The sequence below is a fragment of the Cloacibacterium caeni genome, assembly GCF_907163125.1.
Taxonomy (GTDB): Bacteria; Bacteroidota; Bacteroidia; order Flavobacteriales; family Weeksellaceae; genus Cloacibacterium; species Cloacibacterium caeni_B.
Map to the genome: position 1 here is coordinate 2838709 of NZ_OU015319.1, position 26964 is coordinate 2865672.

At 32.3% G+C, this 26964-nt stretch carries 31 protein-coding genes; 21 read left to right on the forward strand and 10 right to left on the reverse strand.

What is annotated here, in order from left to right:
• The first annotated feature begins 24 nt into the window (after nucleotides 1–24).
• The 15 genes from KKQ79_RS13205 to KKQ79_RS13275 all read left to right on the forward strand — a co-directional run bounded on the left by KKQ79_RS13205 (nucleotide 25) and on the right by KKQ79_RS13275 (nucleotide 12671).
• Nucleotides 25–822 (forward strand): enoyl-CoA hydratase/isomerase family protein, encoded by a 798-nt coding sequence (locus KKQ79_RS13205; RefSeq protein ID WP_213190534.1) that lies wholly within the window; start codon nucleotides 25–27, stop codon nucleotides 820–822.
• A gap of 64 nt (nucleotides 823–886) precedes the next feature.
• Nucleotides 887–2035 (forward strand): 3-hydroxyacyl-CoA dehydrogenase NAD-binding domain-containing protein, encoded by a 1149-nt coding sequence (locus KKQ79_RS13210; protein WP_213190535.1) that lies wholly within the window; start codon nucleotides 887–889, stop codon nucleotides 2033–2035.
• Between the two features lie 3 nt (nucleotides 2036–2038).
• The gene (locus KKQ79_RS13215) at nucleotides 2039–2242 is read left to right on the forward strand and encodes a hypothetical protein (protein WP_069800671.1); all 204 of its coding nucleotides are present in this window, start codon (nucleotides 2039–2041) and stop codon (nucleotides 2240–2242) included.
• A 5-nt stretch (nucleotides 2243–2247) separates the two neighbouring features.
• Nucleotides 2248–2487 carry a hypothetical protein gene (locus tag KKQ79_RS13220; protein WP_069800673.1) on the forward strand — a complete coding sequence of 80 codons (240 nt, stop codon included), beginning with the start codon at nucleotides 2248–2250 and terminating at the stop codon, nucleotides 2485–2487.
• A 17-nt stretch (nucleotides 2488–2504) separates the two neighbouring features.
• On the forward strand, nucleotides 2505–2918 hold the full coding sequence (locus KKQ79_RS13225) for a PaaI family thioesterase (protein WP_213190536.1): 414 nt from the start codon (nucleotides 2505–2507) through the stop codon (nucleotides 2916–2918).
• Nucleotides 2919–2932: 14 nt separating this feature from the next.
• Nucleotides 2933–4141 carry a 3-oxoadipyl-CoA thiolase gene (gene pcaF / locus KKQ79_RS13230; protein ID WP_213190537.1) on the forward strand — a complete coding sequence of 403 codons (1209 nt, stop codon included), beginning with the start codon at nucleotides 2933–2935 and terminating at the stop codon, nucleotides 4139–4141.
• Between the two features lie 193 nt (nucleotides 4142–4334).
• A complete protein-coding gene (locus KKQ79_RS13235) occupies nucleotides 4335–4925 on the forward strand; it encodes an acyltransferase (RefSeq protein ID WP_213190538.1) in 591 nt (196 codons plus the stop codon).
• A 510-nt stretch (nucleotides 4926–5435) separates the two neighbouring features.
• Nucleotides 5436–7928: a phenylacetic acid degradation bifunctional protein PaaZ gene (gene paaZ / locus KKQ79_RS13240; protein WP_213190539.1), complete on the forward strand. Its 2493-nt coding sequence runs from the start codon at nucleotides 5436–5438 to the stop codon at nucleotides 7926–7928.
• Nucleotides 7929–7938: 10 nt separating this feature from the next.
• On the forward strand, nucleotides 7939–8703 hold the full coding sequence (locus KKQ79_RS13245; RefSeq protein ID WP_213190540.1) for an enoyl-CoA hydratase/isomerase family protein: 765 nt from the start codon (nucleotides 7939–7941) through the stop codon (nucleotides 8701–8703).
• Between the two features lie 70 nt (nucleotides 8704–8773).
• Nucleotides 8774–9391, forward strand: coding sequence for a hypothetical protein (locus tag KKQ79_RS13250; protein ID WP_213190541.1), 618 nt, complete (start codon nucleotides 8774–8776; stop codon nucleotides 9389–9391).
• Nucleotides 9392–9425: 34 nt separating this feature from the next.
• Nucleotides 9426–9716 carry a winged helix-turn-helix domain-containing protein gene (locus KKQ79_RS13255; protein ID WP_213190542.1) on the forward strand — a complete coding sequence of 97 codons (291 nt, stop codon included), beginning with the start codon at nucleotides 9426–9428 and terminating at the stop codon, nucleotides 9714–9716.
• A gap of 153 nt (nucleotides 9717–9869) precedes the next feature.
• Complete coding sequence (locus KKQ79_RS13260; protein ID WP_213190543.1) at nucleotides 9870–10160, forward strand: hypothetical protein; 291 nt, start codon at nucleotides 9870–9872, stop codon at nucleotides 10158–10160.
• Between the two features lie 19 nt (nucleotides 10161–10179).
• Entirely contained in the window at nucleotides 10180–11541 is a 1362-nt protein-coding gene (locus KKQ79_RS13265; RefSeq protein WP_213190544.1) for a DUF4153 domain-containing protein, read from the forward strand.
• A 102-nt stretch (nucleotides 11542–11643) separates the two neighbouring features.
• The gene (locus KKQ79_RS13270) at nucleotides 11644–12132 is read left to right on the forward strand and encodes a hypothetical protein (protein ID WP_213190545.1); all 489 of its coding nucleotides are present in this window, start codon (nucleotides 11644–11646) and stop codon (nucleotides 12130–12132) included.
• Between the two features lie 17 nt (nucleotides 12133–12149).
• Nucleotides 12150–12671, forward strand: a complete 522-nt coding sequence (locus KKQ79_RS13275; protein ID WP_213190546.1) for a hypothetical protein — start codon at nucleotides 12150–12152, stop codon at nucleotides 12669–12671.
• Between the two features lie 74 nt (nucleotides 12672–12745).
• On the opposite strand, the gene KKQ79_RS13280 is transcribed toward KKQ79_RS13275, so the two are convergent.
• Nucleotides 12746–13081, reverse strand: a complete 336-nt coding sequence (locus KKQ79_RS13280; RefSeq protein ID WP_069800699.1) for a DUF3276 family protein — start codon at nucleotides 13079–13081, stop codon at nucleotides 12746–12748.
• A 102-nt stretch (nucleotides 13082–13183) separates the two neighbouring features.
• Nucleotides 13184–14863, reverse strand: coding sequence for an ABC transporter ATP-binding protein (locus KKQ79_RS13285; RefSeq protein WP_213190547.1), 1680 nt, complete (start codon nucleotides 14861–14863; stop codon nucleotides 13184–13186).
• A 121-nt stretch (nucleotides 14864–14984) separates the two neighbouring features.
• Between KKQ79_RS13285 and nusB the strand changes: the two genes are divergently transcribed.
• The 3 genes from nusB to yajC are packed head-to-tail and all read left to right on the forward strand — an operon-like array spanning nucleotide 14985 to nucleotide 16753.
• Nucleotides 14985–15890, forward strand: coding sequence for a transcription antitermination factor NusB (gene nusB, locus KKQ79_RS13290; protein ID WP_213190548.1), 906 nt, complete (start codon nucleotides 14985–14987; stop codon nucleotides 15888–15890).
• Nucleotides 15891–15932: 42 nt separating this feature from the next.
• Nucleotides 15933–16421, forward strand: coding sequence for a DUF1573 domain-containing protein (locus tag KKQ79_RS13295; protein ID WP_213190549.1), 489 nt, complete (start codon nucleotides 15933–15935; stop codon nucleotides 16419–16421).
• 11 nt (nucleotides 16422–16432) lie between these two features.
• Complete coding sequence (gene yajC / locus KKQ79_RS13300; RefSeq protein ID WP_069800706.1) at nucleotides 16433–16753, forward strand: preprotein translocase subunit YajC; 321 nt, start codon at nucleotides 16433–16435, stop codon at nucleotides 16751–16753.
• A gap of 82 nt (nucleotides 16754–16835) precedes the next feature.
• On the opposite strand, the gene KKQ79_RS13305 is transcribed toward yajC, so the two are convergent.
• The 7 genes from KKQ79_RS13305 to KKQ79_RS13335 all read right to left on the reverse strand — a co-directional run bounded on the left by KKQ79_RS13305 (nucleotide 16836) and on the right by KKQ79_RS13335 (nucleotide 24130).
• Nucleotides 16836–18524 (reverse strand): putative transporter, encoded by a 1689-nt coding sequence (locus KKQ79_RS13305; protein WP_213190550.1) that lies wholly within the window; start codon nucleotides 18522–18524, stop codon nucleotides 16836–16838.
• 141 nt (nucleotides 18525–18665) lie between these two features.
• Nucleotides 18666–19625, reverse strand: a complete 960-nt coding sequence (locus tag KKQ79_RS13310) for a Fic family protein (protein WP_213190551.1) — start codon at nucleotides 19623–19625, stop codon at nucleotides 18666–18668.
• Nucleotides 19626–19734: 109 nt separating this feature from the next.
• Entirely contained in the window at nucleotides 19735–20766 is a 1032-nt protein-coding gene (locus KKQ79_RS13315) for a hypothetical protein (protein ID WP_213190552.1), read from the reverse strand.
• A 90-nt stretch (nucleotides 20767–20856) separates the two neighbouring features.
• Nucleotides 20857–22605, reverse strand: a complete 1749-nt coding sequence (gene aspS / locus KKQ79_RS13320) for an aspartate--tRNA ligase (RefSeq protein ID WP_213190553.1) — start codon at nucleotides 22603–22605, stop codon at nucleotides 20857–20859.
• A 128-nt stretch (nucleotides 22606–22733) separates the two neighbouring features.
• The gene (locus tag KKQ79_RS13325) at nucleotides 22734–22937 is read right to left on the reverse strand and encodes a helix-turn-helix domain-containing protein (protein ID WP_213190554.1); all 204 of its coding nucleotides are present in this window, start codon (nucleotides 22935–22937) and stop codon (nucleotides 22734–22736) included.
• Between the two features lie 4 nt (nucleotides 22938–22941).
• A complete protein-coding gene (locus tag KKQ79_RS13330) occupies nucleotides 22942–23544 on the reverse strand; it encodes a DUF2975 domain-containing protein (protein WP_213190555.1) in 603 nt (200 codons plus the stop codon).
• Nucleotides 23545–23554: 10 nt separating this feature from the next.
• Entirely contained in the window at nucleotides 23555–24130 is a 576-nt protein-coding gene (locus KKQ79_RS13335; RefSeq protein ID WP_213190556.1) for a DUF2975 domain-containing protein, read from the reverse strand.
• 326 nt (nucleotides 24131–24456) lie between these two features.
• On the opposite strand from KKQ79_RS13335, the gene KKQ79_RS14000 reads away from it, so the two are divergent.
• Nucleotides 24457–24663, forward strand: a complete 207-nt coding sequence (locus tag KKQ79_RS14000) for a 30S ribosomal protein THX (protein WP_104794121.1) — start codon at nucleotides 24457–24459, stop codon at nucleotides 24661–24663.
• A 28-nt stretch (nucleotides 24664–24691) separates the two neighbouring features.
• Here the strand turns inward: KKQ79_RS14000 and KKQ79_RS13345 are convergent, their stop codons facing one another.
• The gene (locus KKQ79_RS13345) at nucleotides 24692–25201 is read right to left on the reverse strand and encodes a DUF2480 family protein (protein WP_213190557.1); all 510 of its coding nucleotides are present in this window, start codon (nucleotides 25199–25201) and stop codon (nucleotides 24692–24694) included.
• 101 nt (nucleotides 25202–25302) lie between these two features.
• On the opposite strand from KKQ79_RS13345, the gene lpxB reads away from it, so the two are divergent.
• Nucleotides 25303–26409: a lipid-A-disaccharide synthase gene (gene lpxB, locus KKQ79_RS13350; RefSeq protein ID WP_213190558.1), complete on the forward strand. Its 1107-nt coding sequence runs from the start codon at nucleotides 25303–25305 to the stop codon at nucleotides 26407–26409.
• A complete protein-coding gene (locus KKQ79_RS13355; protein WP_213190559.1) occupies nucleotides 26406–26876 on the forward strand; it encodes a DUF1569 domain-containing protein in 471 nt (156 codons plus the stop codon). The genes lpxB and KKQ79_RS13355 overlap by 4 nt, the downstream gene beginning before the upstream one ends.
• Nucleotides 26877–26964 lie beyond the last annotated feature (88 nt).

The window sequence follows — 26964 nt, forward strand, 5'->3', positions numbered from 1 at the left end:
TACAAATTAACAATTCTAAAGAAAATGTACACTCAGATAGAAATAGAAACCCATTTCGAGGGTAAGTTGAAAATCGCATATCTCAATCAGCCCGAAACCTACAATTCACTCAATAAAGTTTTACTCCAAGAGTTGAAAAACTTTATTGTAGAATGCAATGAAGATGAAAATGTGCGTTGTGTAGCACTTTCTGGGAGAGGAAAAGCTTTTTGTTCGGGGCAAAATTTGAAGGAAGCACTTTCACTCGGAAATGTAGAGGAAGAAAGAGTGATTCAGAAAATGGTGGTAGACTATTACAATCCTTTGGTTGAAGAAATTGCACATTGCAGAAAACCAGTCGTTTCTTTGGTGAATGGTCCTGCAGTTGGAGCTGGAGCAATGTTAGCGCTGATTTGTGATATTTGTTTGGCTACAGAAAATTCCTATTTTTCTCAAGCTTTTGTAAATATTGGTTTAATACCAGATACAGGCGGAACGTATTGGTTGCCTAAATTATTAGGACGTCAACAAGCGAATTATCTTGCTTTTACAGGAAAAAAACTCTCGGCAAATGATGCTTTGAAACTGGGTTTAATTGCGGATGTTTTCGGTGATGCAGAATTTTCTTCAAAATCTATGGAAGTGCTGGAAACGCTTTCTCATTTACCTACAAAAGCGATTGCATTAACCAAAAAAGCATTCAATCATTCTTATGAAAACGATTTAAAAGAGCAATTGGAGTTAGAAGGAATTTATCAACAAGACGCAGCAGAAACCCAAGATTTCAAAGAAGGAGTTACTGCATTTTTAGAAAAAAGAAAACCGAATTATACAGGAAAATAAAAAAGATGTGATGATGTGTTGATTTGCAGATTATCACATCGTCACATCATCACATCATCATATTATGAAGAAAGTAGGAATCATCGGCTCAGGAACTATGGGAATTGGCATTGCGCAAGTAGCAGCTACTGCACATTGCGAGGTTTTTTTATACGATGCCAACTTCTCACAAACCGAAAAATCTCTAAAAAATTTAAAAATCACATTAAATAAATTAGCGGAAAAAGGGAAAATTTCTACTGAAAAATCCTTAGAAATTTTCAATCAAATTAAGCCTTGTCAAGAAATCAAAGAATTGAAAGATTGTGATTTGGTCATAGAAGCCATCATCGAAAATAAAGAAATCAAGCAAAAAGTTTTCGCCGAGTTAGAAACTTATGTTTCGGAAAAATGTGTTTTGGGTTCTAATACTTCGTCTATTTCCATTACTTCGCTTCAGTCAGAACTTAAAAATCCTGAACGTTTTATCGGAATTCATTTTTTCAATCCAGCGCCATTAATGCCTTTGGTTGAAGTGATTCCAGGATTGTTGACTGAAAATAATTTAGCTCAAGAAATGTTGGATTTAATGAAATCTTGGGGCAAATCTCCTATCATCGCTAAAGATGTTCCCGGTTTTATTGTTAACCGAATTGCAAGACCTTTTTATGGTGAAGCTTTGAAAATCGTAGAAGAAAATTTAGCAACTCCAGAACAAGTGGATGACGCGATGAAATCTCTTGGAAATTTTAAAATGGGACCATTTGAATTGATGGATTTAATCGGAATTGATGTTAATTTTTCGGTAACGAAAACGGTTTATCAGGATTATTTCTACGACCCAAAATACAAACCATCACTTCTTCAGCAAAGAATGAGCGAAGCCAAATTACTTGGTAGAAAAACAGGAAAAGGCTTTTATGATTATTCTGAACAGAATCAAGAATCAAGAGTCAAGAATCAAGAAATTGTAAAAGATGAAAGTCTGTATGAAATGATTTTCATGAGAATTATTTCTATGTTGATTAATGAAGCGGTAGAAGCAAAAAGATTAGGAATTGCCAATGATGAAGACATAGAAACTGCGATGCAAAAAGGTGTAAATTATCCGAAAGGATTATTGAATTGGGGAAAAGAAATTGGCTATCAAAAGATTTCAGAAACCTTACAAAATTTATACGAGGAATATCAGGAAGAGCGATACAGACAAAGTCCACTTTTAAAAAAACTATAAATTATGAATTTCAAAATTGCATTAGTACAAACAATAACTCAAGTAATAATTTTATCACTTGGTTACTATTTATTAGAAGTATTCGTTAGAAAAAATAATTATACGATTTCTGAATACATTTTAAACTATTGGTTTTATGGAGTTGCAGCTTTTATCGGACTTTTAATCACAAATTTTTTCTGGAATAAATCAGAATTGAAAAAATAAAAGTTATGAAAAAAATAATAATCACAACGTTAGTTCAATCTATCTTATTTGTATTAATTAACACTACTTTAGGATATTTTTTTAATAAAATGCAAATGTCTTTTTACGAATATGTGTTTTCACAAAAAACAAAAATGACTGTAACGTTTTTATTATGGTTTGTAATATTCTTTTTTGTAAATAAAATTTCAAAAAATGGAGAAATCACATGGAAAGATATTTTTAAAAGAAAAAATGAACTTTAAACATTGAATTTATTAGAATGACTCCTCTAGAAACCGCACAATATATGCTCAATCAAGACTATTTCTCACAATGGATGGGAATTTCTTTGGTTGAGGTTCGTGAACACTACTGTTTGATTGAAATGCCCATCAAAAAAGAGATGATTAATGGCTTAAAAACGGTTCATGGCGGAGTAACTTTTGCTTTTGCGGATTCTGCATTGGCATTTTCTTCTAACAATATGGGAGATGCAGCAGTTGCGCTCAATTGCATGATTAATTTTACCAAAGCAGTACGTTTAGGAGACACCCTTTTTGCAGAGAGTATTCTCATGGCAGATACCAGAAAAACGGCAGTTTATGATATTACGATTACCAATCAGCATAAAGTGGTGGTCGCAAGTTTCAGAGGAACTGTTTATAAAATTGATAAAAAAGTAGTTGATTTATAATTTCGAAATCAGATATGAAACAAGTATACATCATAGATTATATCAGAACACCGATTGCTAAATTTCAAGGAGGCTTATCAGAAGTAAGAGCAGATGATTTAGCAGCCATCGTTTTGAAGGAAATTGTAAAGAGAAATCCACAAATTCCCGCCGAAGAAATAGAAGACGTGATTTTAGGTTGTGCCAATCAAGCTGGAGAAGACAATCGAAATGTAGCAAGAATGGCTTCACTTTTGGCAGAGCTTCCTGTAAAAATTGGAGGAGAAACTGTGAACAGATTATGTGCTTCTGGAATGGCAGCAATTTCCAATGCGTACAGAGCGATTGCAATTGGAGAAGGCGATTTTTACATTGCAGGAGGAGTTGAACAAATGACTAGAGCGCCTTATGTTTTGAGTAAATCAGCTCAACCTTTTGGTAGAGATGTTCAGTTGTTTGATAGCAGTTTTGGATGGAGGTTTGTTAATCCTAAAATGAAAGAACTCTACGGAGTTGATGGAATGGGAGAAACCGCGGAAAATCTAGCCGAAATCTATAAAATTTCCAGAGAAGCGCAAGATGAATTTGCATTACTTTCTCAGCAAAAAGCTACTTCTGCTCAAAATTCAGGAAGATTAGCTCAAGAAATTGTAAACGTAGAAGTTCCACAAAAAAAAGGTGAACCGAAAATTTTTTCACAAGACGAATTTGTAAAACCAGATACTACTTTAGATAAATTAGCGAAGTTAAGACCTGCTTTCAAAAAAGAAGGAGGAAGTGTTACTGCAGGAAATTCTTCTGGCTTAAATGACGGAGCTGCTGCCATGATTTTGGCAAGTGAAGACGCCGTTAAAAAATATAATTTGAAGCCATTGGCAAAAATTATTTCAAGCGCAGTGGTTGGTGTAGAACCTAGAATTATGGGAATAGGTCCAGTAGAAGCGACCAAAAAAGCACTTTCTAGAGCCAATCTTTCGTTGGAAGATATGGATATTATTGAACTCAACGAAGCTTTTGCAGCTCAAGCATTATCAGTTTTACAGGAATTAGGGATTGATGCAAAAGACGAACGATTAAATCCAAATGGTGGCGCGATTGCATTAGGTCATCCTCTCGGAATGTCAGGAACCAGAATTGTAGGAACTGCCGCTTTAGAATTACAGAGAAAAAATAAAAAATATGCACTTTGTACGCTCTGTATCGGAGTCGGACAAGGTTACGCAATGATTATCGAAAAAATTTAAAAGTTTTTTTAAAAAACTGACATTGAATTGGAGGCGTTAAAAAATTTTGAAATTGATTTGTTAATAAATTCCTGTTGTTTGAGCGAAGCGAGTTTCAGGGATTTTAGAATTAATGAAAAATTTTAGCCGAGAATTCACAGTCTTGAACTTTTGGTTCTTTTGTTTCAAGACAAAAGAACATAAATAAAAATATATGGCAAATATTTATTCATACCACGGCATAAAACCCATCATCAAAAAATCAGCATACATCCATCCTCAAGCGGTAATTATAGGAAATGTAGAAATTGGGGAAGAAGTATACATCGGTCCTAATGCAGTTTTGCGTGGAGATTGGGGAAAAATCATCATCAAAGACGGCGCAAACGTTCAAGAAAACTGTACGCTTCACGTTTTTCCGGGAATTCCGACTATTTTAGAAGAATCGGCGCATATTGGTCACGGCGCGATTATTCATTCGGCGCACATTGGCAAAAATTGTTTGGTTGGGATGAATGCCGTCGTAATGGACAATGCCAAAATTGGAGACGAATGTATTATTGGTGCGTTGAGTTTTGTTCCCACTGGTTTTATTTCGGAAAATAGAAAATTGATAGTTGGCAGTCCTGCGAAAATTATTCGCGAAGTTTCAGACGAAATGATTGCTTGGAAAACCAAAGGAACCGCTATTTATCAAGAACTGGCTCGTGAAGGAAAAACCGCCATTCAACCATGCGAACCATACATAGAATTTGTAGAACAAACGCCCACCAAAATTGTAGATTACTCCGTTTGGACGAAGTAATGGCGCCAAATTTCCGCCTTCCGTTCCCGCTTTTTTATTTTAAAAAAATAAAAAGAGCTCCACTCAAGTCGGGGCGCAATTTCGTTACAATTTCACCATTTTTCCAAAATTTAAAATTTGAGTATCTTAACCACGAAAAATAAATTCAATAGAAACGGGCTTTAGCCCGTTTTTAAAAAAATAAAAAAGCAATTGGCTTTAGCCAAAATTTATAATGAAATTTTCAAAAAAAATATTTTTTGTAATTCTTGGAGTGATTTTTCTAATTGCACTAAATATTTTTGGGTTTTATCTAAATCAAGAAGGTTTGAGAATTTCAGATTCATTAGAACACGCGCAATCAAAACAACAAGAACAATTTATTAAAAATCAGGAATTTCCATTTTCAGAAATCATAATTTATTTAGTTTTTATTTTTGATTTGGCAATTATTCTATTTTTACTTTTTATGATATTAAAATTTATTTTCAAGAAACTCAAAACATCTAAAATCTAACATCCTCACATAAAATGAAACTAAAAAACTACATATCAGGACAATGGATTGAAGGAAACGGCCACGAAATTCCGCTTTACAATGCTGTAAACGGAGAACTGGTTGCCATTTCAGATACTTCGGGACTAGATTTTGAAGAAGCATTGCATTTTGGTAGAACCATAGGTTATAAAAACTTGTCTTCTATGACTTTTTACGACCGTGGAGAAATGCTTAAAAAAATTGCATTGTATCTTTTAGAAAGAAAGAAAAAATATTATGAACTTTCTTACAAAACAGGTGCCACTCATATTGATTCTTGGGTAGATATAGAAGGCGGTTTTGGTACTTTTTTCACCTATTCAGGTTTGGCGAAAAGAATGCTTCCCAATACACCATTTTGGGTAGATGGAGAAACTCAGAAAATTTCTGCCAACGGAACGCATCTCGGAACGCATATTTTGACACCAAGTGAAGGCGTTTCTGTGCAAATCAATGCGTATAATTTTCCAGTTTGGGGAATGTTAGAAAAATTGTCAACATCGCTTTTGGCAGGAGTTCCAGCCGTTGTAAAACCTTCGCCGTACAGTTCTTATCTTACGAATGAAGTTTTCAAAGACATGATAGAAAGCGGTTATCTTCCTGAAGGTGCAGTTCAATTGGTTTGTGGCGAACCAGGCAATATTTTAGATTTTGTAAAAGATGGAGATTCTGTAGTGTTTACAGGCTCCGCAAATACTGGTAGAAAACTGAAAGCGCTTCCATCAATTTCGGGAAATGCAGTTCGTTTCAATATGGAAGCCGATTCTTTGAACTGTTCTATTCTTGGGTTAGATGCCAAACCGGGAACTCCAGAATTTGATTTGTTCATCAAAGAAGTTAAAAATGAAATGACTACAAAAGCAGGACAAAAATGTACGGCAATCCGTAGAATTATTGTTCCTGAAAATTTAGTTGGTGATGTTCAAAATGCGTTATCAAAAGCTCTTGACCAAACAAAAATTGGAAATCCATTAAGCAGAGAAACCAAAATGGGCTCTATTGTTGGAAAAGAACAAATGCAGATTTTAGAAGAAAAAGTAAATCTCTTAAAAGCAGAAACAGAACTCATCTACGATGGAAAGCATGATTTGGTAGATGCAAATTACGAAAACGGAGCTTTCTTTACTCCGAAAGTTTTTTATAATGATAAACCTTTTGAAAAAAATATATCTCACGAACTCGAAGCTTTTGGCCCAGTTTCTACGATTATGCCATACAAAGATGCAGAAGAAGCTGCAGCTTTAGCAAAACGAGGAAAAGGAAGTTTAGTAGGTTCTATTGTTTCTCATGATGAGAAATTTGTGGCAGAAACTTCTTGGAAAATGGCGAGTTCTCATGGTAGAATTTTTGTTTTGAATAGAGATAATGCCAAAGAAAGTACAGGTCACGGTTCTCCGTTGCCAACTTTAATGCATGGTGGTCCTGGTAGAGCTGGAGGTGGCGAAGAAATGGGAGGTTTAAATGGACTTCACTTTTTCCTTCAAAAAACTGCGATTCAGGGTTCGCCAGATGTTTTGACAGCGATTACTAAAGTTTATACACAAGGTGCAGAAAAGAAATTCAGTGATAAACATCCTTTCCAAAAATATTTTGAAGAAGTGGAAGTTGGAGATTCTCTAGAAACCGCAGGAAGAACTTTTACAGAGGCAGATATTGTCAATTTTTCTAATGTTTCTTGGGATCATTTTTATGCACATACAGATGCAACCAGCTTAAATGGAACTATTTTTGACAAAACCGTTGCACACGGATATTTTATCCTTTCTGCAGCGGCTGGTTTATTTGTTTCAGGGAAAAAAGGGCCAGTTATTGCGAATTATGGACTGGAAAATGCAAGTTTTTTTAAACCAGTTTATGCTGGAGATACCATTACCGTTTATTTGACGGCGAAAGAAAAAATCAACAGAGGTGTAAAAGGTAGAAATATTCCAAGTGGAGTAGTAAAATGGTTGGTTGAGGTAGTGAATCAAAGAGAAGAAGTGGTTTGTGTAGCTACCATTTTGACTTTGGTGGCAAAAAAATCTCCTTTCATTGAACTAAATAGAAGAAATATTCAAAAATTATTGAATGGTTTAACTGAAAATACGAAGCCGAATTGGGGTAAAATGACTGCTCAGCAAATGTTGGAACATCTAGAAACAACTATACTGTATAGCATGGGTGAACCAGAAGCTGAGAAATGCTTCACACCAGAAGAGCATTTAGAAAAGTATCAAGATTCTCTATACAATCACCGAAAAATGCCAAAAGATTTTCCTGCGCCGTTCCTTCCAGAAGATGGAACTTTACCAGTGTTGAAGTATAAAAATCTGGAGCAAGCCAAAGAGAAATTTTTAGAAAATCTTCAGAAATATCAGATTTATTATAGAGAAAATCCAGAAGCGGAGCATATGCATTTTGTCTTTGGAAAGCTCAATAAAGAAATGATGGAGTTGATGCACAGAAAACATTTTACGCATCATTTTGAACAATTTAATCTAATTTAAAAAACTAGTTATGCTACCATTTGTAATATCAGAAATTAAAAATAATATTTCCGAAATCACTTTCGGGACGCCAAAAAGCAACTCATTACCCGGCGAAATTTTAGAAAAATTAGCACAAACCATTTTAGACGAAGCGGCTAAAGAAGAAGTAAAAGCCATTTTACTAAAATCTGAGGGCGAAAAAGCGTTTTGTGCAGGAGCAAGTTTTGATGAGTTGTTAGAAATCAACGATTTAGAAATATCAAAAACTTTCTTTGGGGGTTTTGCTAAAGTGCTCAACGCCATGAGAACTTGCAGAAAAATTGTAGTGGTAAGAGTTCAGGGAAAAACGACTGGAGGTGGAGTAGGAATTGCTTGTGCTGCAGATTATTGTTTTGCGACAGAGAATGCAAGTTTGGCACTCACCGAAATTAATTTAGGAATTGGGCCATTTGTGATTGGACCTTATGTTGAAAGAAAAATAGGTAAATCACAATTTACTGCGATGGCAATAGATGCCGATTTCCGTACCGCAAATTGGGCAGAACAGCATAATATTTACCATTCGGTTTCTCCAACGATTGCAGAAATGGATTCAGAAATAACACGATTTTTAGAAAAATTGGCGAGTAGAAGTTCAGATGCTTTAGCTTTAATCAAAAAAGTTTCTTGGGAAGGAACAGAGCACTTTACAGAGCTTTCCCCAGAAAGAATTCACATGAGCGCAAGTCTTATTCTAGAAGATACAGCCAAGAAAAATATTGAAAAAATTAAAGAAAATCTGAGAAATAAATAAGAAAGAAACTGCAAATTAATTTTGCAGTTTCAAAATAAATATTAACTTTGTATTTCAAAGTGCTTTATTTATGGAAAATAAAAACTACCAAGAAGACTTGCAGCACATCAGAAAAATGATGGAAAAAAGCTCTCGATTTATTTCTTTGAGCGGAATTTCAGGCGTTTTTGCAGGATTATTTGCTTTAGCTGGTGCTATTTATGTTTATTTCTTTTTCAAAAAAAATGGTGTAGATTATTTCGAGGGAACGGTAAAATACTATGAAAAAGATATCATTACTCATTTGGTTATTGTGGCGATGATTATTATGGTTTTAGCGATTTCTTCTGGAGCATATTTTACCATAAAAAAAAGCAAAGCCCATCATCTTCAAATTTGGGATGCTACCACCAAAAAATTATTGTATAATTTTGCCATTCCATTGGGAATTGGAGGTTTATTTTGCGCAGGATTATTGTATCACGGTTTACATGGTTTACTTTCTCCTGCCACTTTAATTTTCTATGGATTAGCGCTATTTAATGCTGGAAATTACACTTTTTCTGACATTAAATATTTAGGATTGTGCGAAATGGCATTAGGAATTGTATCACTGTTTTTTTTAGGGTATGGTTTATTTTTCTGGGCAATTGGTTTTGGAGTTTTGCATATTGTTTATGGTTTGATAATGCATAAGAAGTATAAATAAAATCAGAAATAAATTAGTAAAAGAATTGAATTAAATGTTAAAGATTCATCAACTCAACAAAGAATTTGAAAGCCGTGTCAGATTGGGTATAATGTCCGTTCTGATGGTTAACGATTGGGTTGATTTTAATGAAATGAAGCAACTTTTAGAAGTAACAGACGGAAATTTAGCAAGTCACAGTTCTGCATTAGAAAAATCTAATTACATAGAAATCAAGAAGGAATTTGTAGGCAAAAAACCAAAAACATCTTACCGTGTTACACAAGCAGGAAGAAAAGCTTTCGAAGAACATCTGTCAGCTTTAGAAAAATTATTAGGAAAGTAATTTTTTAAATTGAAAATTGAAAGTGGAGAATTGAAAATTTAAAACAATCAACTGACAACAATTAGTCAAAAATCAAAAAGGAGCAATCCTTTAATTTTTTAGAAATTTACTTTGTGATTCAAAGTACTTTAAATGAAATTTAAATTAAAAATTATGATAACAAGCAAACAAAGAAGCTTCGCAATTTATGGAATTGCAGCTTTATTATTAGTCATTCCGTTTATTGGGATGCAGTTTACCAAAGAAATTAATTGGTCTGGTTTTGACTTTTTAATCGCGGGAATTCTTCTTTTTGGAACCGCATTTTGCGTAGATATGGTTCTAAAAATGGAGAAAAAGAATGCCAAAAGAATGTTTTACATCGTAATAATTCTGTTAGCATTATTTCTGATTTGGGCAGAATTAGCGGTAGGGATTTTCGGAAGTCCAGTTGCGGGAAGTTAATTTTTTTTAAAAACATCTTATGAAAACACATCACTTAATCTTTTTAGTTACAGCAATGTTTGTTGTACTGTTTTATGACCAAGAACCTGGATTAAATATCGGTATTTTAGGAATTTTAGTAGCGGTTCTTACTTATTTTAATACCGAAAAAAGATTCAAAACTCGAACTTTTTATTCAGTTTTGCTCACCAGCATTTTAAGCAGTATTGCTTTTGCTTGGTATGGTGATTTTGCCTCTTTTTTGGCCATTTTCACTTCGCTTTTTTTATTGGGTTTCACTTCCAAAAACAAAGAACTTAAATCCATTCTCGTAATTCCTGTTTTTGCGATTAATTTTGTGACTTTTATTTACCGTATTTTTCAGTTGGAACAATGGTTACCAAAGAGAAAAACCGAAAGTTTTTGGCAAAAAGTTTTAGCGGTGGTTCTAATCCCAGCTTTTCTGCTGTTGATTTTCTTTGCGATTTATACGCACGGAAGTTCACATTTTGCTTCGCTTTTTTCTGATTATGAATTAGATATTAATCTTTGGCAAGTGATTGCGTTAAGTATTTTAGGGTTTTTCTTGGCTTTTAATTATTTCAATTTTTCGATTTATGAATTTTTTATCAAGAACAATCATTATTTGAAAAACGATTTTTTGAATGAAGACAAAAAACTGAAACCTACATACGATTTTCTAGACCTTCCTTTTGAAAGATTAAGCGGTGTAGTTTCCTTTGTAGCATTGAATATTTTATTGTTATTCTTTATCATCACGTTTAATTATGAGCAGTTTGTAGAATTGCCAAAAGCTACGGCCAATCAACTTGCCGAAGAAACGCACGAAAGAGTAGGAGCGGTAATTGCGAGTATTGTGATGGCAATAGGTGTGATTATGTTCTATTTTAAAGGCAGTTTCAATTTTGATACACAAGCGAAATCTTTGAAAATTTTGGCAAAAATTTGGGTATTTCTGAATGCCGTTTTAGTGATTTCGGCTTTTGCAAAAAATTCTGAATACGTATTGAATTTAGGCTTAACCTACAAAAGATTAGGTGTTTATGCATTTTTAATTTTAGCCATTATTGGATTGATTTTTACTTTCATTAAAATTCATCAGCAAAAAACCAATGCATATCTTTTTAACCAAATGGTTTGGTATTTCTACGGAACGATTTTGGTGTGTAGTTTTATCAATTGGGGAAATATTGCCACAGTTTACAATATTAAGAACGAAAAAGCAGACTTTAAATTTCTGTATTCTTTGAATTACAATGATAAAATTCTTAAAGAAAAATTCCCGAAAGATATGAGTGAAAGATCGAATTACGAAAAAGAATTGAATAATAAAAAACCGTTTTTATCAAAAATTCTTTACTACGAAACACTAAATTTTTAGAATTCTAACGAATTGTTACAACATTTACATCAAGCTGAATATTCTACAATTTATTGAGTAACTTTGGTATAATATTAGCTCGCTAATGATAAACCAGATGATATGAAAATTTTAATTAATGTTTTGTGGAGTTCTATTTTGGGAGTGAGTTGTTGTTCAAACAACGGAATTTCTCAAAATGCAAATACAACTACCACTAAAACAGAAATCATGGAAAATAATTCGTCTCAACCATCACAAGGAAGACGAGGTGCAATGAGAACGGTAGAAGGTAATAAAATCATCAGAACTGTAGATGCTTCTCAACTTCCATTTACCATTGGTGAAGAGTTTACAGATGAGAACCAGCAATTTATTCTCGTGATTAAAAATTTTAATAAGCCCACTCTTTCTGCTAAAATCAATACCGTAGAGAAAGGTAGAAATCTCAGAATCAATCAAATTATTTTACCAGATGGTTCTGCGGATGGTCCTTTTTCGAGAGAAATGAAATATACTAAAAAACAAAGCGGAACCTATAAGATTATTTTTGGCAAAAATCTAATGGCAGAAGGAAAACTGAAGGGAAATATCTCCGTGACAGTAGAATAAAATAAAAAAATGTAAATATGAAAAATTTAATTTTATCAGCTTTTGTAATTGCAGCTACTACAGTGAGTTGTGGTACAGTGCAAAGCATCGTGCAGAATACCGTTCCTTATACTACTAATGTTTTGGTTTCTTCAGGAGTGCCAGGAAATCAAGAAATTTCTGTAACGTCTTCTGCTACAAGTTTCGCTCAATATGTAGGAGCAGGAACCAGCATGGTTCAAGATATTAGAATTTCTAGCGCCAAAGCGACTGCTACCAACTTGAGTACGAATGGCGAATTGGGAATTTTTAAATCCATTAAAGTTTATCTTTCTGGAAATAATACTGGTGAAATTTTAGTGGCTCAAAGAACAGATATTGGCTCTAATATAGGGAATACGCTCAATTTAGATCCTGATACTTCTAAAATTTTAGACCAAATTGTAAAAAGCGGTTCTGTGAAAGCTAGAGTAGCTTATGTATTGAAAGATACGGCGACTAATGATACTAATCTCACTATTAGCATGAGATTTTCAAGTATTCCAGCGCCAAATCAATAGAAAAATAATCCAAGAATTTGGATCAAAAGAATCATTTAGAAATATAAAAGCACTCCAAAAAAGGAGTGCTTTATTTATACTTCGTCGTCAGATTCGATTGTGAAAGATCTAGACTTAAAGTCTTTGTCATGTTTTTCAGAAATTACGTCCTCACCTTTTTGAGCGATGATAAAATCTGTAGATTCATTAAACATTTCTCTGAAACTTGCAAAATCTTCTTTGTATAAATAGATTTTATGCTTCTCGAAAGTTGCTTCTCCATTCTCACCAAAATTCTTTTTACTTTCTGTAATGGTAAGATAATAGTCTCCTGCTTTTGTTTCGCGCACATCAAAGAAATAAGTTCTTCTACCTGCCTTCAACACCTTTGTGAAAATTTCATTTTCGTTTCTCTCCTTGTAATCACTCATTGTTACTTATTTTAGAAATCCTATTGAACAAATATAAAAGATTTCTTTTAATCTCAAAATAAATTTTAAAGAAATTGAGATTTTAGCGTAATTTTTAAGTTTTTACGAAGTTTCCGTAGTATCTAAATCATTAAGATTTAATATGAAGTCTGCTCTTTTTGCGCTTGATTCTCTGTGAGTTATGATGATAGAAGTGCAAGATTTAATGTCTTTTTCTATGTTTTGAAGGATGTTTTCTTCGGTCTCTGTATCGAGTGCAGAAAGCGAATCATCAAAGATGAGGATTTCTGGTTTTTTAATGAGTGCTCTTGCGATACAAATACGCTGTTTTTGCCCTCCAGAAAGCATTACGCCACGTTCGCCAACCATGGTTTTGTATTGGTCTTTGAATTCTACAATATTCTTATGCACATCTGCTTTTTTTGCAAATTCTTCTACCAAATCATGCGTAGGATGGTCTATTGCAAAGCCAATGTTATTCTCAATCGTATCTGAGAATAAGTAACTTTCCTGAGGAATATAGCCAATGTGTTTTCTGTATAATTCTAGATTATGGTCTTTTAGATTTTTCCCATCAATTAAAATTTCTCCTTCATCGGGATCAATTAACCTGCATAGTAACAATGCGATTGTAGATTTTCCGCTGCCCGTTTTTCCCATAATTGCCATAGATTTCCCAGCTTCTAGTTTGAAACTTAGATTTTCTAAAGCTTTAATTCCTGTATTTGGATAAGTGTATGATACATTTCTGAATTCTATATCGCCTTTAATTTCATATTGGTCGAAATTTTTGTTGACGATTTCAGATTTTATGTCCAAAAATTCATTCACTCTGGTCATAGAAGCAGCAGCTCTTTGATTAACAGATGAAACCCAACCTACCATAGAAAATGGCCAAATCAGAATGTTAATATACATGAAGAAATCTGCAATGGTTCCTACTGTAAGTTTTCCTTCGAAATAATTTTTACCACCGATGTATAAAATGGCAACATTTAATAAACCGATAACAAATAAAATAATGGTGAAGAAATACGCTTCTGTTTTGGCTAAATCTAATGCTTTGTCTTGATAATCCTTTACTTTTTCGCCATAATTTTTTTCGATGTATTTTTCTTTGTTGAAAAATTTCACCACTCTAATTCCCGAAAAACTGTCTTGTACAAATGTAGAAATCGCACTTTGGCTTTTCTGCATAATTTTAGATTTTCGATTGATAATAGAACTTACTTTGTAAATTAGAAAAGACAAAATAGGAAGAGGAATAAGTGTCCAAAGTGTCATCTCTACATTAGTCATGAGCATGTAAATACTCGTGATGACTAATAAAATCACCAAGTTCGCCACATACATTACACCAGGACCAAGGTACATTCTAATCGCCACTACATCTTCAGAAAGTCTGTTCAGTAAATCCCCAATTGTGGTTTTTTTATAAGTAGTAAGCGAAAGTTCCTGATAATGTCTGTAAATTTTATTTTTGAGTTCGTATTCTATTCTTCTAGAAGCTACAATAATGGTTTGTCTCATCATAAATCTAAAAATTCCAGACAAAACTGAAGTTCCTACGATAATGGCTCCATTAATCAGTAAAGTATTAAATAATAATTCTTTATCTACACTTTTTTTATCTAAAACACTTTTGATAACATCTACACTCTGGCCTACAAACTGTACTTGATAAATAGCAAAAAAGTTAGATGCTATGATAAATAGCAAGCCCCAGAATAGCAGAACTCTGTGTTTCCAAAAGTAAGGATTAAGCGTTTTAAGTGAATTCATAGTTGCAAAAATACAGAAAATATAAGTTTGAAAAAGAAGCAAAAATAACTTCTGGCTTCATGTTTCTTACTTCCAGCATTTTTTTCTATCTTTGCAGCATCTTATTAAAAGCTCTTTGAAAATGTTAGGAAGAAGACAAATCCGCGAAAAAGTAGTGCAGACACTATATTCTTATCATCAGAATCCTATAAAAACTGATGTTTTAGAGAAAAATATGTTTACAGAGATTGAAAAAATCTATTATCTCTATATTTATCAACTCAACTTCTTGGTTGCATTAAAAGATCTTGCCGAAAGACAAATTGAAATCGGTAAAAATAAATTTATTAAGACTGAAGAAGACCTTAATCCTAACATGAAATTCGTGAATAATCAAGTTTTTTTACAACTTGATCAAAACGAAGAAAGACTTTCCTTTAACTCAAAACACAAAAAATATCAGTGGGACTTACACGATGAATTGTTGGTGAAAACATTTCAGAGAATCGTTGCGAGTAAGCGTTACCAAGAATATATGGCCGTAGAAAGCCTAAGTTTTGAAGAAGACCAAAAGTTTGTTGGGAAATTATTTCTAAAATATGTTGCCGAAAATGAAGATTTTCATGAGCGTTTAGAAGAATTAGAATTGTCTTGGGCAGATGATTTCCATATCTCGAATTCTATGATTCAGAAGACCATTGGTTTTATGAAACAAAATCAGCCGAGTCATACTTTAATCAAAATGCTTAAAGATGAAGAAGACAGGCATTTTGCTAAAAAATTATTACTACAAAGCATTTCTCACTGGGAAAATTCTGAGAAAAAAATCGAAGAAAGACTTGAAAATTGGGATTTAGAAAGAATTTCTTTAATGGATAGATTGATTTTAATTACAGCTATTACAGAGATAGATAATTTCCCTCTCACTCCAGCAAAAGTGATTATCAACGAATATATAGAGGTTTCTAAAGTTTTTGCTACCGATAGAAGTCAGATTTTTGTGAACGGAATCTTAGATAAATACACGAAAGATATTTCTAGAGCATAAATTTTGATTAAATTTGAGGAAATTTTTAAAAAATCAGAATCAATGAAAAGAATATTAGTTTTAAGCTTACTAGCTGTTTTGACTTTAGCTTCTTGTAAAAAAAATGAAGCAGCAGAAACATCAACTGCTACTACTTCAACAACAGAGCAAAAAGATCCTTTTGCAGATGATAGAGTAGTAAAACAAAGTGACTTGGTAAGCGAAGCAAAAAATCATGCAGAAACTACATTAGCACTTTCTGAACCAGATTTTAATTTCGGAAAAATCAAAAAAGGAGATGTGGTAGAACACGTTTACGAAGTAACCAACACAGGTAAAAATCCTTTGATTATTTCTGCGGTAAAACCAGGTTGCGGATGTACTGCTCCAGATTATACTAAAGAACCAATTATGCCTGGTCAAAAAGGTAAAATTACGCTAAAATTTGATTCTACAAATTTTGATGGTGTAGTGTATAAATCAGCAGAAGTGTATGCAAACGTATCACAAGTTCCTATCGAAATTAGATTCTCAGCAGATATTCAACCCTAAAAAATAAAAAAATGTTTACAACAATATTTCTACAAGCACAAGGTGGAGGTGATTTCTTCTCAATGATATTACCATTTGTCTTAATGATTGTAATCTTCTACTTCTTAATCTTGAGACCACAAACTACCAAGCAAAAGAAAGAAAGACAATTTCAAGATTCTCTAAAACCAGGCGCTAGAGTAGTAACCACTTCTGGTATGCATGCTAAAATTGTACAAGTAGTAGAAGATGGCGTGATTTTAGAAACCATGAGCGGTAAATTAAAATTCGAAAAAGCTGCTATTTCTAGAGAATTTACAGAAGCTAGATTCCCTGAAACAGTAGGAAAATAATTCTAAAAAATTTAGAAATTTATAAAATAAAAATTCCATCAAATTATTGATGGAATTTTTTTATTTGGTATAATATTATTTTTTAAGTCAGTAGTAATATTAATAAACTCGCTGTAAAAATTCTTGCAATGGTAACCAAAGGATAAACTTGCGCGTAGCTTTGAATTGGAATGTCAGAATCTAAATAATTGGTACTGAATGATAATGCAGCTGGGTCTGTATAACTTCCGCTCATAATTCCTACCAATTGTAAATAATTGATTTTTAAGAAAAATCTGCCTACAATCACCATCAAGATTAATGGAATGAAAGTTACTGCAGAACCATATAAAATCCATAGCCAACCGTTATATTTGATGAAGTTTTCATAGAATCCTTCTCCTGCATGGATACCTACTGCTGCAAAGAATAAACAAATTCCTAAATCTTTCATGAAATAAGTCGCACCGTTATTGATATAAGAGTGAATGAAAGAAATACCGCCATATCTAGAAATAAGCAATGCTACAATCAGTGGTCCTGCTGCAAATCCTAGTTTTAAAGGAATTGGTAAACCTGGTATCATCAATGGAATAGAACCTACAATAATCCCTATTAATAAACCTCCGAAAAGGGATAAGAAATCTGGTTCTATTAATTTTTTCTCTTGATTACCAATGATTTTTTCTGCTTCTTTAATACCTTGATCAGTACCGATAACTCTCAAAATATCTCCGTAGAAAAGTTCTAAACTTGGTCTAGGAATCATTTCTTTACCCGCTCTGAAAACTCTAGTTACTTTTACATCATACGCATTGTACAAATCTAAATTTGAGAGTGTTTTGTGAACTGCAGAAGGTTTGGTTACGAAAATATTTTTCTTGTTAATATCAGAATCAGATTCTATGAAAGAGTCAGTAGAAGGTCTTCCTACTTTTTTGATGAAGTCTTGTAAATCAGCTTCTTTTCCTACAATCATCAGTACGTCTCTGTCTTGAAGCTCTGTGTCTAATTTTGGTGAAAAAACAGAAACCTCGCCACTGTGTTTTAATCTAGACACTACAATGTCATATCCTATATTGCTAATTACTTCACCTAATGGAATTCCAAAATATTGAGGATTCGTAACTCTTAGTTTTTTGTGAATTAATGGTTCTTCGCGATTAATTTTATTCATTCTGAATTTTCTCATTTCTACATCAGGATGAATTTTTAAAAGAACTTTAGATAAAATAATGACACCAATGATTCCAAAAACACCTAAAGGATAAGTGATGGCGTAACCAATTGTTGGGTCGTCAAATGTTTTATCTGGAAACTGATTTTTTAATTCTACAATGGTATTTTTAGCAGCTCCTAAACCTGGTGTATTGGTTACAGCACCACTCATAATTCCTACTAAGTTTTCTATACTCACTCCTGTGAATTTAAAGAGTAGAAAAGTGATGAATCCGCCGAATAAAACTGTAGAAACAGCAAGGATATTAAACTTTAAACCTTCATTTCTAAAAGAAGAGAAGAATGATGGTCCTACTTGTAATCCGATACCATAAACAAACAAAATCAAACCGAAATCTCTAATGAAATCGAATATTTCTTCATTCATTCTATAGCCAAAATGCCCCAAGATTAATCCAGTAAACATTACTGCAGAAACACCGAAGGTAATTTTGCCCATTTTCAATCTTCCAAAGAAAACTCCAGTACCTATTGCAAGCATTATGGTAACTAATGATTGAATTACACTTGGGTCTTCAGTTGGGAAAAGTAAGGTTTTAAGCCACTCGAACATAATAATAGTTTTTTAGTAGTGCAAAGTTACGCTATTGCTATTGCGTGAATAATATTTTTAAACTGAAATATATCAGAAATCAAATAATCTTTTAATTTCCAAAAAAAAGCGAGGAAAAAACCTCGCTCTAATTTATAAAAATCAATTTAATTTTCTTTTTCTTTCTCGCTTTTCTATGTAATCTAGTACGGCTTCTTTGGTTGTAAGCCAGTTTCTACCTTCCTTGAAAGCGTCTATTTTTCCCTTTCTAGCCAATAAACTTACGTATTCTTGTCCATAAGGAAGCCTTTCTTCTTCTACAATATTAGAAATCGGGCGATAATTATCATACGTATTATTGAGAGAACCTAAATAAATGTCTAAACTTCTCTCTAAAGCTTGAAGAACTAATAATAAAATTTTAGAATAATCTCCATTATTTGCTAAGTTTAAAGCATCATAATATTTTTTTCTATCATTTTTAAGGATAATTGCAGGAGGAAAACCTTCTCTCATCAATAAAAGATTGAAAATCAAACGTACAGTTCTACCATTTCCATCGAAAAACGGATGAATCCAAACAAATCTGTGATGAAAAATTGCCGCTTTTATAATAATATTTATATCTGATGAATTTACCCAATCAATTAATTCTGTTACCAATTCATCTACTTTAAAAGCGTTTGGTGGAGTGAAATTAGCTCCAGAAATTCTTACACCAGAAGTTCTGAACATTCCAGCAAAATCTTTTTCAATTTTTTGTAAAACCAAATAATGAACTCTCATAATATCGGTTTTGTTTAAATTTTGTTTATCCGATATTAAAGACTCTACAAATTCTATCGCTTCTTGGTGATTTACCGCTTCGAAATGTTCTCTCAAAGATTTTCCTTTGATGGTAAAACCTTCTTCAATCACCATTTTTGTTTCGTGTAGCGTCAAAGTATTTCCTTCGATGCTATTAGAATTATACGTCCATTCTAGCATTAAACTTTCTTTAATGCTTTTCACAGCATAACTAGGAATTGGGCGTAATTGATCTAATTCTGTTTTTTTTTGCAGAATTCTTTCGAGGTGTTTTTCCAAACCTTCAAAGTGATAAGAATAATTTTGCCAATTCATTTGACAAAGGTAAGGAATTTTTCTTAATATCGGATAAATTTATTTTTATTTTATCCGATGTTAAAAAAACAAGAAAAAAAGAGAGGAAAATTTCCCTTGCTCTCTATTATTAGTCGTAAAATTCAATTTTATATTCATAACTTTTAATCAAAAATTCATCTTGTTTTATTTCCATTTTTGTCCAAAAATTATATTTATCAAAAAAATATTGTTTCAGAGTTTTTGTTTTGTCTTTTCTCTCAAGAAAATTTCTAAAAATCAATCCTCCATTATTATAGGTTTCAATTCTGGAAATTCTTTGTTTTGAATCATAAAAAATTTTTGTTTCTCCTTTTCCTTTATTTTGTATCTCTTGAATCATATTTGTTAGTAAGCCATTTTCATATGTATATTTTATGTTTCCATCAAAATTGTCATAAGTTTCATAATTTTCTTCAATTAATTTTTCATTTAAATATTTAAAATTATAAAAACTTTTTCTTCCTAAAGATTGAGCAGTTATAAGCACGCATTGTTTGTTTTTGTTATATGAATAGATTACATCTTCTGATTCAATTGTTTTTAATTTGTTGCCTTCTAAAAAATGCCTTCTAGAAATGTATTCTATTAGTTGATTATTTAAGAATTTATATTTATAAGAGTTTGTTAGTTTATTATTTATATAATCTTCTCTTTTAATTAAATTAATGTTGCTGTCATAAAAATATTTATAACTCATTTCAACGCCAATACGATAAATATTTTTTTGAAATATTAAATTCTTTCTTTGATCAAATTGAAAAAGATAAATATCTGGCTTTTCATTAAGGATTTTATTGTTTTGAAATCTATATACCGAAATAGATTTATTATTTTCTTTATAATCATAAATCCATTTTTCATTTCTTTTACCATTCTCAAACTTAATTTCTTCAATTATTTTTCCATATTTATCAAACTGGTTAATAAACAAAGTGTCATTTTTAATAGTTTCTATATAAATTTGTTTTTTTATTTTATTTGATGAAACCAAATTTTCATTTTGAAAATCATTCTTTATAAGTGAATCAAAATATTTTGCAGGAGTATTATCCAAGTATGTTTGAGAATAAATGAAAACATTGTTAATAAGTAAAATAATAATGATAAAATATTTTTTCATTTGGAGAAAATTTTAATTTAAAAAAGCGAAGTTCAAAAACCTCGCTCTAATTTACAAATTTATTCTAAAAACCTCGAAGGTTTTGAATTTCTACAAATTAACCTTCAATGCCAATTCATTAAGTTGTTCGTCGTGAATTGGTGAAGGTGCGTCAATCATCACATCTCGTCCAGAATTATTTTTCGGGAAAGCAATGTAATCTCTAATCACTTCGTTTCCATCTAGAATGGCAACTAATCTATCAAAACCGAAAGCCAATCCAGCGTGAGGTGGCGCTCCGAATTTGAAGGCATTCATCAAGAAACCAAACTGCGATTCCGCTTCTTCCTTAGAAAATCCTAATAAATCAAACATTTTCGACTGCAATTCTTTATTGAAAATTCTTACAGAACCACCGCCAATTTCGTTACCGTTCAAAACCATATCATAAGCATTGGCTCTTGCTTTTCCTGGTTCAGTTTCTAATAAATGTACATCTTCAGGTTTTGGCGAAGTAAAAGGATGGTGCATTGCGTGATATCTTCCAGTTTCTTCGTCCCATTCTAAAAGCGGGAAATCTATTACCCAAAGTGGAGCAAATTCATCGCCTTTTCTTAAGCCTAATCTGTTCCCTAATTCCATTCTCAATGCAGAAAGTTGAGTTCTCACTTTATTGGCGTTTCCGCTCATTAGTAACATTAAATCTCCTTCTTTTGCACCGAATTTTTCTGCGATTTTCTTTAGGTCTTCTTCAGAGTAGAATTTATTTACCGATGAAGTAACAACTCCATCATTTTGGAATTTAATCCAAACCATTCCAGAAGCACCAATTTGTGGACGTTTTACCCAATCAATGAGTTCGTCAATTTGTTTTCTGGTATAATCTGCACAACCTTCTACATTAATCCCAACAACCAATTCTGCTTCGTCAAATATTTTGAAATCTTTTCCTTGAACCAATTCATTTACTTCCACGAATTTCATCCCGAATCTAATGTCTGGTTTGTCGTTTCCGTAAGTTTTCATTGCTTCATCAAAAGTCATTCTTGGGAATTTACCAAATTCTTTTCCAGTGATATCTTTCAACAAATGCGCCGTCATTCCTTCGAAAATTTCCAGAACATCTTCTTGTTCTACAAACGCCATTTCGCAGTCTATTTGGGTAAATTCTGGTTGACGGTCTGCACGTAAATCTTCGTCACGGAAACATTTTACGATTTGAAAATATCTATCCATTCCACCAACCATCAACAATTGTTTGAAAGTTTGTGGAGATTGCGGAAGCGCATAAAATTGCCCTTGATTCATTCTACTTGGTACCACGAAATCTCTCGCACCTTCTGGTGTAGATTTTATCAAAACTGGAGTTTCCACTTCGATGAAGCCTTTATCTGAAAGATAATTTCTAACTTTTTGCGCCATTTTATGACGGAAAATCAGTTTGTCTTTCACAGGATTTCTTCTAATGTCGAGATATCTGTATTTCATTCTCAATTCTTCGCCGCCATCAGTTTCGTCTTCGATTGTGAAAGGTGGCAATTCTGCGCTATTGAGAATCGTTAATTTTTCTACTAAAATTTCAATTTCTCCAGTTGGGATTTTTGGGTTTTTAGAAGCACGTTCAATTACGGTTCCTTCTGCCTGAATCACAAATTCACGACCTAATTTTTTAGCATTTTCTAGAATTTCTGCTGAGGTTCTGTCTGCATCGAAAACCAATTGTGTAATTCCGTAACGGTCTCGCAAATCTATCCAAACCATAAAACCTTTGTCTCTGATGGTTTGTACCCAACCAGAAAGTGTAACTTTTTCATTAAGATTTTTGACTGTAAGTTCTCCGTTAGTGTGCGTTCTGAACATAAAATTTAAATTTTAGATGTAAGATTTTTGATTTCAGATTTTTCTGAATTTCAAGTTGCAAAGATAAGATTTTAGGATGGAAGATGGAAGTGAGATTATAGAAGTTTTTTTGATGGTAAAAACTATTTTTATGGAATATATTCTAATAAATCTGCTGGTGTACAATCTAAAGCTTTGCAAATGGCTTCTAAAGTAGAAAGTTTTATTGCTTTGGCTTTACCTGTTTTTAGTATGGAAAGATTGGCTTGTGTAATGCCAATTTTTTCTGCGAGTTCTTGCGATTGCATTTTGCGTTTGGCAAGCATTACGTCTAGGTTGATGATGATTGGCATATTTCTAAATTGTTAAATCGTTTTCTGATTGAAGTTCGTAACCTTTTTTGAAGAAAGCAATAATAAAGAATAAAATGATTCCTAATGACAAAAATATAAAGCTAATATAAAGCAGACTAGCACTCATTTTTAAATTAAGATTAAAAAACCAATTAATAATTTGAATAGGAACAAATAGAATGCTCAACCAAGCCAATTTTTTGAACCAATTTATTGTTTTTAAGTTAAAAATATAATCTTTACCTAAAGCTTCGGTAATTTTATAGCATACAAAACTGAAAATTGTAAAAAAGCTAGAGCTTATTAAGCTATTGATAATGAAACTTTTAGTATAAATTCCAGTTAATAGATTTTGTTCTGAAAATGGAAAATAAATTTTAAATTTCAGAACATCTTTTATTGGATTGGTATATTCATTTTTTGCCCAACCTACATCATTTCCCAGAAGAAAATAGTCTGATAAAATATTGCTTCCTGTTTTATATTTATAGTAGAGTACCGAAAATCCAATGATTTCATAAATAAAATGAAAAGCAATAAATAAGAAAAGGACTAAAAAAAAGTAACTGAAATACTTAGAGACAGAGTTTTTGCCGATGAGTTTCATAATTTTTGTTTTAAATGGTTAAGTCGTTTTCTTCTTGAATATTTTTACCTTCAGAAAAAATTTCTCTAATAAATAATATAATTATACCTATTAATATGGAAAGCAAAGGTGTTCCAATTCCATAATGGTGTGTTTTGTCTATGTATTCAATAATAATATGCACTATTCCTAAAATAATCAAACCTAAACCTAAAACAGTTAGCGTTTTAACTGTGTTTTTTGTAAAGATATTTTTTTTCACCAAATTATTGATAAAATTTAAGACACCCCAAAGTATAAAAGATACTGATATTAGACCAATAATTGTCATAATTATACTCAATGTAGAGTTATCGGTTTGAACAACCATTGAAGAAAAAGGATATTTGAAGTTAATCAGTTCAACAACCAGTTCATTTTTCTGTCCTTCATCAAATTTATATTTTTCAATTAAGTTTTTACTTATATAAGAATTTGTATTATTTGTAAACAAATAATACGTCGCTAAAAGTATAATCCAAAGAGAACTTAAAATAAAGCCTGCAACATAAATTGCAAATGGGATTCTCAACCAATATAAAACCGAATTTTTACCGATTAATTTCATAATTATTTGTTTTAAAATTATATCGCAAATATATAAATAATTATTGTAAAACAATAAAATATTTCAAATTTTGATAAAATTTATTTTTCTGCTTTGCATTTTGCGTGAGGGCGTAACCGAAAATCCCGCAGTAGGCGCAGGCTAAAGCTTTGGCATGAGGAATTGTAGGTGAAGACCGACTTTTTGTTTTTTTTGGAAAGGAATGAAGTGGCTTAAAACAAAAAGGCACGCCCAAAAAATATACATTTTTAAGATGATAAAATGCATTTGTGTACTATTTTAATTTTTTTAACTTTGTAAGAACCAATCATTTAAAACTAATATTTATGGGAAAAGGCGATAAAAAAACGAGAAGAGGAAAAGTAACCGCAGGAAGCTACGGAAAAACAAGACCAAGAAAATCAGGAACATCTAAAGTAGCGGCTCCAAAAGTGGAAGCAAAAGCTGAAAAACCTAAAAAAGCAGCAAAACCTAAAGAAGAAGTAGCTGAAGAAAAGCCAAAAACTACTAGAAAGAAAAAAACCGAAGAATAATCTTCGGTTTTTTTTATTGAGACTTTTTCTAATTTTTAAAAATTGGGACATTAGAACAAGCTTCGCCGAACATGAGCGATTTTACAATAGGTTTCAGTTTTTCTACCAATTCTATGTAAGCATTTTCGGGAATGTCTTCTTCGCTACAGCCTTTTACGAGAACACGTTTAGCTTCTAAATCAGCGAAATTATAATGAGAAATGGCTTCGTGCATTAAAACCACTTCTAAATCTTTCTTGGTTCCATAAACTATCTTTTTAGCAACTCCGGTAAGTTTGGAAGTGATGAGGAAATAAGCCCAAATCGGAACAATAGCGTCTACGGAACAATAAACGTAAACATAAGCGTCACGATAGATTTCAGAGTCTATTTCTGCAACTTTTTTGCGGAAATCTTTTTCTTTCAAAATCATTTCCATGAAAAGAAATTCTTTCAAATCTATTCCAATTCTTTTGCCTTTAGGAGAAAGTGCTGATAAATCAAAATTCACCAAACCGCTTTCTGCTACTTTATTTTTTATTTCGAAATCTTCTGACATTTTTTATTATTATCTTTGAGCAAAATTAAGTCAAATTTTTAGAATAAAAATTTTTAGTCCATCTGAAAATCTAAAATCTAAAATCTAAAAAATCTAAAATCTTGAAATACTATATCATCGCAGGAGAAGCATCAGGAGACTTACACGCTTGTAATTTAATGAAAGCCATTTTACAGAAAGACCAAAATGCAGAATTCAGATTTTGGGGAGGAGATTTAATGGCGAAAGTTGCGGGTGAAAAACCTGTAAAACACTATAAAGATCTCGCTTTTATGGGTTTTTTAGAAGTGGCGATGAACATTAGAACCATTTTGAAAAACATAAAACTTTGCAAAGAAGATATTAAGAATTATCAACCAGATGTTTTGGTTTTGGTAGATTATCCGGGTTTTAATTTGAGGATTGCAGAGTTTGCCAAAAATCTTGGAATAAAGGTAGTTTACTATATTTCTCCTCAACTTTGGGCTTGGAAAGAAGGCAGAGTAGAAACCATCAAAAAATATGTAGACGAAATGCTAGTGATTCTTCCTTTCGAGAAAGATTTTTATAAAAAACATCAAGTAGATGCGCATTTTGTGGGGCATCCTTTACTCGATGCGATTTCTGATTTGCCAGAAATTTCTGTTGAAAATTTCAAAAAGGAACATGGTTTAAATGAAAAAGAAATCATCGCACTTTTACCAGGTTCTCGCGAACAGGAAGTAGAAAAAATGCTCACTTTGATGCTTTCGGTTAGAGATTCTTTTAAAAATTATCAGTTTGTAATAGCAGGAGCGCCAAGTTTACCCAAAGAATTTTACCAGAAATTTGTAGATGATGATGTGCATTTTGTTTCCAATAAAACTTATGATTTATTGAGATGTTCTAGAGCAGCTTTGGTGACTTCGGGAACGGCAACTCTAGAAACGGCGTTGCTGAATGTTCCAGAAATTGTGTGTTACCGAACCAGTAAAATTTCTTACGAAATTGGGAAACGTGTGGTGAAAAATATCAAATTTATTTCTCTGGTGAATTTGATTATGGACAAAGAAGTGGTGAAGGAATTGATTCAAAATCAACTCAATACAGAAAATTTAGTTGATGAACTTCAAAAAATTCTGGAAGGGCCAAAACGTGACAAAATGCTTCAGGACTATGAACTTCTCAGAGAAAAATTGGGTGGAAAAGGAGCAAGTAATCACGCCGCAGAAATTATTGTTAATCTATGATGAAAAAAATAATTACACAACTCGCAGAAATAGAGAGTTTAAAACAATTTTCCCATAAAAATGCACCTGAAATTTCAGAAGCCAATATTGGTTGGCATTTAGAACACTCTCTTTTGGTGATTTCTAGAATTTTAGAAGGTTTGCCTACTTCTCATCCAGAAAAATATCAACCTAAATTTTCTTGGGCTAAATTTATGGTCATGACTTCGGGATATATACCTAGAAAAAAAGGAAAAGCTCCGAAATTCACTATTCCTACAAATGAAAACTTTCTAGAAAATATAGATAATTATCTAAATTCGGTTCGAGAAAATTTACAAATGATTAAGAATCTCCCTTCTCAATCTTATATAGAACATCCTTATTTCGGACATTTAGATGTAAAACAAACTTTAAAATTTTTAAAAATTCATACTCAGCATCATCTTAAAATTGCAAGAGACATATTGGCTAAATCTCATTCGTGAATTTAATTAAGAATAAATGACAAATAGAAGAGTAACAAGAGGTTGCTCTTTTTTTATTATAAGGGTGAGTGTTTTCAGGATAGTTTCT

Bases quoted from the DNA above. Each gene is read 5' to 3' on its own strand.
- KKQ79_RS13205 (WP_213190534.1), top strand. From the start codon at position 25: ATGTACACTCAGATAGAAATAGAAACCCATTTCGAGGGTAAGTTGAAA.
- KKQ79_RS13210 (WP_213190535.1), top strand. From the start codon at position 887: ATGAAGAAAGTAGGAATCATCGGCTCAGGAACTATGGGAATTGGCATT.
- KKQ79_RS13215 (WP_069800671.1), top strand. From the start codon at position 2,039: ATGAATTTCAAAATTGCATTAGTACAAACAATAACTCAAGTAATAATT.
- KKQ79_RS13220 (WP_069800673.1), top strand. From the start codon at position 2,248: ATGAAAAAAATAATAATCACAACGTTAGTTCAATCTATCTTATTTGTA.
- KKQ79_RS13225 (WP_213190536.1), top strand. From the start codon at position 2,505: ATGACTCCTCTAGAAACCGCACAATATATGCTCAATCAAGACTATTTC.
- pcaF (WP_213190537.1), top strand. From the start codon at position 2,933: ATGAAACAAGTATACATCATAGATTATATCAGAACACCGATTGCTAAA.
- KKQ79_RS13235 (WP_213190538.1), top strand. From the start codon at position 4,335: ATGGCAAATATTTATTCATACCACGGCATAAAACCCATCATCAAAAAA.
- paaZ (WP_213190539.1), top strand. From the start codon at position 5,436: ATGAAACTAAAAAACTACATATCAGGACAATGGATTGAAGGAAACGGC.
- KKQ79_RS13245 (WP_213190540.1), top strand. From the start codon at position 7,939: ATGCTACCATTTGTAATATCAGAAATTAAAAATAATATTTCCGAAATC.
- KKQ79_RS13250 (WP_213190541.1), top strand. From the start codon at position 8,774: ATGGAAAATAAAAACTACCAAGAAGACTTGCAGCACATCAGAAAAATG.
- KKQ79_RS13255 (WP_213190542.1), top strand. From the start codon at position 9,426: ATGTTAAAGATTCATCAACTCAACAAAGAATTTGAAAGCCGTGTCAGA.
- KKQ79_RS13260 (WP_213190543.1), top strand. From the start codon at position 9,870: ATGATAACAAGCAAACAAAGAAGCTTCGCAATTTATGGAATTGCAGCT.
- KKQ79_RS13265 (WP_213190544.1), top strand. From the start codon at position 10,180: ATGAAAACACATCACTTAATCTTTTTAGTTACAGCAATGTTTGTTGTA.
- KKQ79_RS13270 (WP_213190545.1), top strand. From the start codon at position 11,644: ATGAAAATTTTAATTAATGTTTTGTGGAGTTCTATTTTGGGAGTGAGT.
- KKQ79_RS13275 (WP_213190546.1), top strand. From the start codon at position 12,150: ATGAAAAATTTAATTTTATCAGCTTTTGTAATTGCAGCTACTACAGTG.
- KKQ79_RS13280 (WP_069800699.1), bottom strand. From the start codon at position 13,081: ATGAGTGATTACAAGGAGAGAAACGAAAATGAAATTTTCACAAAGGTG.
- KKQ79_RS13285 (WP_213190547.1), bottom strand. From the start codon at position 14,863: ATGAATTCACTTAAAACGCTTAATCCTTACTTTTGGAAACACAGAGTT.
- nusB (WP_213190548.1), top strand. From the start codon at position 14,985: ATGTTAGGAAGAAGACAAATCCGCGAAAAAGTAGTGCAGACACTATAT.
- KKQ79_RS13295 (WP_213190549.1), top strand. From the start codon at position 15,933: ATGAAAAGAATATTAGTTTTAAGCTTACTAGCTGTTTTGACTTTAGCT.
- yajC (WP_069800706.1), top strand. From the start codon at position 16,433: ATGTTTACAACAATATTTCTACAAGCACAAGGTGGAGGTGATTTCTTC.
- KKQ79_RS13305 (WP_213190550.1), bottom strand. From the start codon at position 18,524: ATGTTCGAGTGGCTTAAAACCTTACTTTTCCCAACTGAAGACCCAAGT.
- KKQ79_RS13310 (WP_213190551.1), bottom strand. From the start codon at position 19,625: ATGAATTGGCAAAATTATTCTTATCACTTTGAAGGTTTGGAAAAACAC.
- KKQ79_RS13315 (WP_213190552.1), bottom strand. From the start codon at position 20,766: ATGAAAAAATATTTTATCATTATTATTTTACTTATTAACAATGTTTTC.
- aspS (WP_213190553.1), bottom strand. From the start codon at position 22,605: ATGTTCAGAACGCACACTAACGGAGAACTTACAGTCAAAAATCTTAAT.
- KKQ79_RS13325 (WP_213190554.1), bottom strand. From the start codon at position 22,937: ATGCCAATCATCATCAACCTAGACGTAATGCTTGCCAAACGCAAAATG.
- KKQ79_RS13330 (WP_213190555.1), bottom strand. From the start codon at position 23,544: ATGAAACTCATCGGCAAAAACTCTGTCTCTAAGTATTTCAGTTACTTT.
- KKQ79_RS13335 (WP_213190556.1), bottom strand. From the start codon at position 24,130: ATGAAATTAATCGGTAAAAATTCGGTTTTATATTGGTTGAGAATCCCA.
- KKQ79_RS14000 (WP_104794121.1), top strand. From the start codon at position 24,457: ATGGGAAAAGGCGATAAAAAAACGAGAAGAGGAAAAGTAACCGCAGGA.
- KKQ79_RS13345 (WP_213190557.1), bottom strand. From the start codon at position 25,201: ATGTCAGAAGATTTCGAAATAAAAAATAAAGTAGCAGAAAGCGGTTTG.
- KKQ79_RS13355 (WP_213190559.1), top strand. From the start codon at position 26,406: ATGATGAAAAAAATAATTACACAACTCGCAGAAATAGAGAGTTTAAAA.